The sequence below is a fragment of the Gemelliphila sp. 1F1 genome, assembly GCF_056897515.1.
This window is the reverse complement of the sequence record NZ_JBXHBE010000008.1, coordinates 25060-31464: the sequence shown is the minus strand read 5'-3', so window position 1 is coordinate 31464 and position 6405 is coordinate 25060. Positions and strand designations below refer to the sequence as shown.

At 26.8% G+C, this 6405-nt stretch carries 5 protein-coding genes; all 5 read right to left on the bottom strand.

Features of this window, described 5'->3' with window-relative positions:
- Positions 1-58 precede the first annotated feature (58 nt).
- Entirely contained in the window at positions 59-832 is a 774-nt protein-coding gene (locus AC1XWJ_RS07565; RefSeq protein WP_483335285.1) for a TerC family protein, read from the bottom strand.
- A gap of 196 nt (positions 833-1028) precedes the next feature.
- Entirely contained in the window at positions 1029-1763 is a 735-nt protein-coding gene (locus AC1XWJ_RS07560) for a hypothetical protein (protein ID WP_483335284.1), read from the bottom strand.
- Positions 1764-1765: 2 nt separating this feature from the next.
- On the bottom strand, positions 1766-2608 hold the full coding sequence (locus AC1XWJ_RS07555) for a hypothetical protein (RefSeq protein WP_483335283.1): 843 nt from the start codon (positions 2606-2608) through the stop codon (positions 1766-1768).
- 131 nt (positions 2609-2739) lie between these two features.
- Positions 2740-4062, bottom strand: coding sequence for a branched-chain amino acid transport system II carrier protein (gene brnQ, locus AC1XWJ_RS07550; RefSeq protein WP_483335282.1), 1323 nt, complete (start codon positions 4060-4062; stop codon positions 2740-2742).
- A gap of 266 nt (positions 4063-4328) precedes the next feature.
- The gene (gene topA / locus AC1XWJ_RS07545; RefSeq protein ID WP_483335281.1) at positions 4329-6383 is read right to left on the bottom strand and encodes a type I DNA topoisomerase; all 2055 of its coding nucleotides are present in this window, start codon (positions 6381-6383) and stop codon (positions 4329-4331) included.
- Positions 6384-6405: the final 22 nt, after the last annotated feature.

Sequence of the window (6405 nt, the reverse complement as noted above, 5' to 3'; positions counted from 1 at the left end):
AGTAATTCAATTATAAAAAGAGATTAACTTCTCTTATTAAGAGAAGTTAATCATTAAATTATTTTTTTGATTTTTCATTTAATTTATTCGAATAAAATACTCCAAAAATTAGTAACCCTAATAGAACTGCCCAGAATATTATAGTCCAAGTTGTAGAATGTGGGAAATGAGGATCTAAATATCCTAACGCCGGATTAGCTGCTGCTATAACAAACAACTTTATACCTACCCAAGCAACTATAAGAAATGCTGCAAGCTCTAAACCTGGTTTATCGTTTAACACTTTAATAAACACATTAGCAGCATATCTCATTATAATAACACCTATGATTCCTCCAATTACCATAACAGTAAACTGTCCTAAATTAATTCCACCTATTGTAGTTTCTGAAATGTGAGGCAATGTTATTGCAATAGCAACTGCAGCTAAAATAGAATCTACCGCAAATGCAATATCAGTTAGCTCCACTTTTAACACAGTCATCCAGAATCCACTTTGTTTTCCTTTGCTGATTTCTTCTGCTTCTTCAGGTTCTGCATCTAATTTCTTATAGAAATCAATAATATGACTTATAGACATATAAAGTAGGTACAATCCACCAATAACTTGAATTTGCCAATAATTAGCTAAAACGGTAATTAAGAAAATAGCTACTATCCTAAAAAATAATGCGCCAAAAAGACCATAAAGTAAAGCTTTTTTCTGTTGATTAACTGGTAAATGTCTTACCATTATTGCCAAAACAATAGCATTATCTGCCGAAAGTAATCCTTCTAATAAAATTAAACTTAACAAAACTATAACATATTGTAATAAAATCTGTGTGTCCATTGTAATCTCCTTTCCAATATAAAAAACCTCTGCTTAAAATTATTTTAAGCAAAGGTCTTACTAAATAACACAGTTATCTCTAATACCGATAGATAATTTATCTACGAAATGACGATATTAGAAGTTCTTAGCGAACTAAGTTACTCCCCTTTGGAACTATTATCATAATTATAGTCAAATTAATTCACAATGTCAATTATTTTTTCTTAATTAATTTTATTGCTAATGACAATATAAATAAAATTAAACAATTTACAAGCAAACTAATAATTATCTCATAAAAATTTTTAACACTCATAGTGCTTCCTAATAATTCAAAAGCTTCATTATACACTCCTAAAAAAGTATATTTTATATTTATAAAAATTTCATTAATTTTTACCAAATATATTGCTAAATACTTGCTACCTAAGAAAAATAATAAAACTAATGATAATGCTATATTAGAATCATTAAACATTGAAAGTACAAATAGCGTTATTAGTACAGTAAACATTAACATTACTAAGACTAATATAAAATATTTTTCATTTAAAAATACTTCTACTTCTATTCCTTTAAAGAAATGCAAATAACTATTAACTATCGCAATTTTAGTAATCATAGTTAATGAAAAAATTGTAAAATTAGTTAAAACTTTAGAAAATAAAGAATTGAAATAAGAAACATTAGCATTTTTTAATATTTTATACACCCCAGTATAATAATCTTCTCTATATGAACGAACTAAGTTAACAACTGCAATTATCATAGAAAAAACTAAAACTACTTTATAAAGATAAGAATATATAAAATCTGCAGAAGCTATATTCAAATAGTTACAAATTCTTTCATAACTATAAGTTAATCCTAGCAGAATTACTGTACTAACTAGGAAATATATATAATTATATTTTCTTTTTAATATTTTTAAAAACTCTATTTTTAACATAACTACTCCTTAACCTCATAAAGTGATGTGTTTTTATTAAAGTCATCTATATTAACTACTCTAATGTCAGATTTTACGAAATAATATAATGCAGTTTCTAAATCTGCTTTTCTTAAAATTAATTTATTACCTATAGCTTTAATATCTATAGTTAAGTCATTAGATATTTTATCCATATTTGGATTATCAAGTTCTATTATTACCAAATCCTTAACAACATTAAGCTGTGCAAGGCTACCATAGTAAGACTGTTTATTATCGGCGATAACCAAAGCATTCTGACACAACTCAGATATCAAATTAATAGTTCTAGATATACAAATAAAAGTTAAATCATTATTCATTACTACTTCTTTTAAAACAGCAAAAATAATTTGTTCATCTTCTTTAGTCAAAGGGCTATCTATTAAATTTAATATTAATAATTTCTTACTAACTAACGTTAAAAAATAAATATGTAATTTTTCTTTTTCAGAATCTGTTATATGTTTATATTTAGCATTACTTTTGATATCTAGCTTTTCTATACTATCTATCAAAATATTCTTTTCATATTTTATATTGTACAAACTCAAAATATTTTTAAAATTTTCATAAATAGTAAACGAATTGTAAAATCCTATCTCTTCTTTAAAGAGAGGTCTAGAAATATTCTTTATATTATTTTTATTAAATAATATTTCTCCATCATATTTCGTTTTATTTTTAAAAACTTTTTCTATAATAAGGCTACTACCATTATCAACAATAATAGCCAAATTATTGTTATCTTCTAATAAAAAATCTAGTTCTAAATTAACTTTCCTACTTATTTTTTTCCTAAAATTCTTAAATTCTAATGCCATAAATACCTCAGCAATTGTTTTTTATATTATACAATTAATTATTATATCAATAATATAATATATTGTACATATTTTCAAGAAAAAGAAAGTTAAGCAAACAATAACTTAACTTTCTTTAAATTTATAATAAATTATTTTTTAGGTTTAACCATACTCACAACTAATCCTATTATAAACCCTAGCACTGCTATAGTTAACCAACCAAAACTATGTTCATTAAGTGGAATATATGCTATAGCTTTATCTAGAACATTAATAGATACTCCAAACGTTGAAGATATTGTAGTATATAAACTAAATAGTAATGTTGCTACCATAGTATAAACATATACTTCTTTTTTACCATTAAATAAATTGTTAGTAAATCCTAAAATAACTAAAACTATTGATAAAGGATAAAGTAAAACTAATACTGGAACAGCTGCTTGGATAAGTGTAGTTAAACCGTAATTACCTACAGCAAAAGAGAATAAAGCTATTCCTATTGCAAAAGTTTGATAACTAACTTTCGGGAAAAGTCTATTTAAATAAATTGAACAAGCAGTTATTAACCCTACACTAGTAGTTAAACATGCTAAGAATACTATTACAAACAATAAAATATTCCCTACGGTACCAAAGTAGTAGTTAATTGCTCCTGTTAGAACTCCTGCTCCATTTTTTTGTAATCCCAATCTTTCCAGAGAAGTTGCTCCTATGTTAGAAATAAATACATAAATAATCCCTAAAAGACCTGATGCTATAACTGCAGCTCTCAAAGTACTTTTACTTTCTTCTCCTTTATCACGAACACCATATTGACGAACCGCATCCATCACAATATTTCCGAATACTAAAGCAGCAAGAACATCCATAGTATTATATCCTTCTAGAATACCAGCCGATAATGCACCTGCTGAAGTTGAATATAATTCTGTAGGTGTGCCATAACTTCCCATAGGATTTACTATTGAAGCTATAATTAGAATAATGATAGCAATCAACAATACTGGTGTGATTATAGTTCCTATTCTATCAACTAATTTTCCTGGATTAATTGATAACCATAAAGACAATCCCATAAAAAATGCTAAAAATAATACTAATCCTATTTTTTGATATTCTTCGGGAACAAAAATACTAACTCCTAAATCATACGTCGTAGTCCCTGTTCTAGGTATTGCAAAAAATGGTCCAATAGTTAAGTATAATAACGTTGTAAATGATAATCCAAACCATTTCCCTGCTCTGCTAGATAATGCTAATAAATCTTTTTCTCCAGAGTATCCTACTACTAAAACTGCTACTAATGGCAATCCTACTCCTGTAAAAATTAATCCTAAATCAGCCCACGCCAAATTGGTTCCTGCGTTTTGTCCTAAAAATGCTGGGAAAATTAAATTACCTGCTCCAAAAAACATAGCAAATAACATAAATCCTATAGAAATGTACGGCCTTTCTTTAAAAAACTTCAAATTAAATCCTCCTTAAATATTTTAATTCTCGCCAAATGAGATGTATATATAGTATTATATTTAATATTAAATGTCAATATATTGTTTGTATTTTTTTCATTTTTAAATTAAATTTTCTAAAAATTTATATTTAAAATCAATTATTTGAAAAATGCTGTAATAGTTAATGAAAATTGATTTATTTTCATTTATTGCTCATTCAACCATACAAATATTTATACAACAAATAAAGACAAATACAACTTAATTTGTATTTGCCTTTTATATTACTTATTACTGTTATCTTCTTTATAATCACAGTTAGCACAATAAACTGCTTTCTTTCCTTCATAAAGAATATTTTCACACTTAGGACAATTTCTATTTATAGTCTTATCCCACGAAACAAAATCACATTCAGGAAATCCTTCACACCCATAAAATATCTTACCTTTTTTAGATTTTTTCTCCAAAATATCATGTTTTTTACATTTAGGACAAGTAACTCCTATTTTTTTCTGGATAGTTTCTGTATATCTACAATCTGGAAAATTAGAACAAGCAACAAATTTTCCAAATTTTCCTAACTTAAATAGTAATGGCGAATTACACTCCGGACAATTTTCTCCTGTGTACTCCTTTTTGATCTCTATTTTTTCTAATTCTTGCTCCGCTTTTTGAACATCTTTATAAAAATTATCATAAAAATTATATATAGCTTCTTGCCATTTTATATTTCCTTCAGCTATCTTATCTAAATCACTTTCTAAATTTGCTGTAAATTCAGAGTTAATTATATCTGGGAAGTACTGTGATATTATATTACACACTATTTCTCCTAATTCTGTAGGAACGAATGCTTTATTCGTAATTTTAGCATAGTATCTTCTTTGCAAAGTATCTATTATAGTTGCATAAGTAGATGGTCTTCCTATGCCTAGTTCTTCTAAAGTTGCGATTAATCTTGCCTCTGAATATCTAGCTGGTGGTTGAGTGAAGTGTTGCTGTTCTTTGATTTCTTTTATTTTTGCTTCTTCACCTTTTTCAAATTCAGCATATCTTTTGATTTTTTCTTTCTCTTTTAAAACTTTCAAAAAACCATCAAAAATAACCTTCGACTCACTAGCTTTATATACTACTTTATTATTTTCAAATGTTGTACTTGTTGATTCATAAACTGCTGCTGCCATTTGACTAGCTATAAATCTTTCCCAAATCAATTTATAAAGTTTAAATTGATCATTAGTTAAATACTCTTTTATTTTATCTGGCGTAAACTCTATATTTGTAGGACGAATACCTTCGTGAGCATCTTGAACATTTTTTTTATTTTTTACCTTTTTATTACCTAAAAGAGCATATTCTTTTCCATAATTTTCTAAAATAAAGTTATAACAAGAGTTCTTTGCTTCATCAGATATTCTTATAGAGTCAGTCCTCATATAGGTAATAAGCCCTGTAATTCCTCCTAATTTTTTCAAATTTATTCCTTCATATAATTCTTGTGCAACACTCATAGTCTTTCTAGTCTTAAAATTTATTTTTCTAGAGGCGTCTTGTTGCATAGTTGAAGTAGTATATACATTAGGAGCATTTCTATTTTTATTTGTTTTTGATACATCGGTAACTAAAAATGTCTGACCTTTTATAGCTTTCTTTATTGAATCAACATCTTTTTTGGATTGTAATTTTATTTTTTCTCCTTTGTAAGAATAGAAATTAGCTGTCAATATCCTTCTATTTTTTATAAAGTCTATCGGCATTGACCAATACTCTTCTGGTATAAAGTTTCTAATTTCACTTTCTCTATCAACTATTAACTTTAATGCCGTACTTTGAACACGTCCAGCTGATAATTTAGGTTTTACTTTTTTCCACAATACAGGAGATATATTGTACCCTACTAATCTATCTAATACCCTTCTAGCTTGTTGAGAATCTACTAGATTTTCATCTAAATCCCTTGGATGTTTTATAGCTTCTTTTACTGCATCTTTAGTAATTTCGTTAAAGATAATTCTATTTTTTCCTTTATCCAAATCTAGTATACTTGATATATGCCAAGCTATTGCTTCACCTTCTCTATCAGGATCGGATGCTAAGTAAATATTTTTCATCCCTTTTGCTTCTTTTTTTAAATTTTTTATTACATCTCCTTTTCCACGTATAGAAATGTAATCAGCAACTATATTATCTCTATCAATTACCTCTACTCCCATTCTACTTTTTGGTAAGTCTTTTATGTGTCCTTTGGAAGAAATAACTTTGTACTTCTTACCAAGATATTTTTCTATTGTTTTGGCTTTTGACGGAGATTCGACAATTACTAAATTTTCTGCCATTTATTTTTTCTCCTAAAATTTT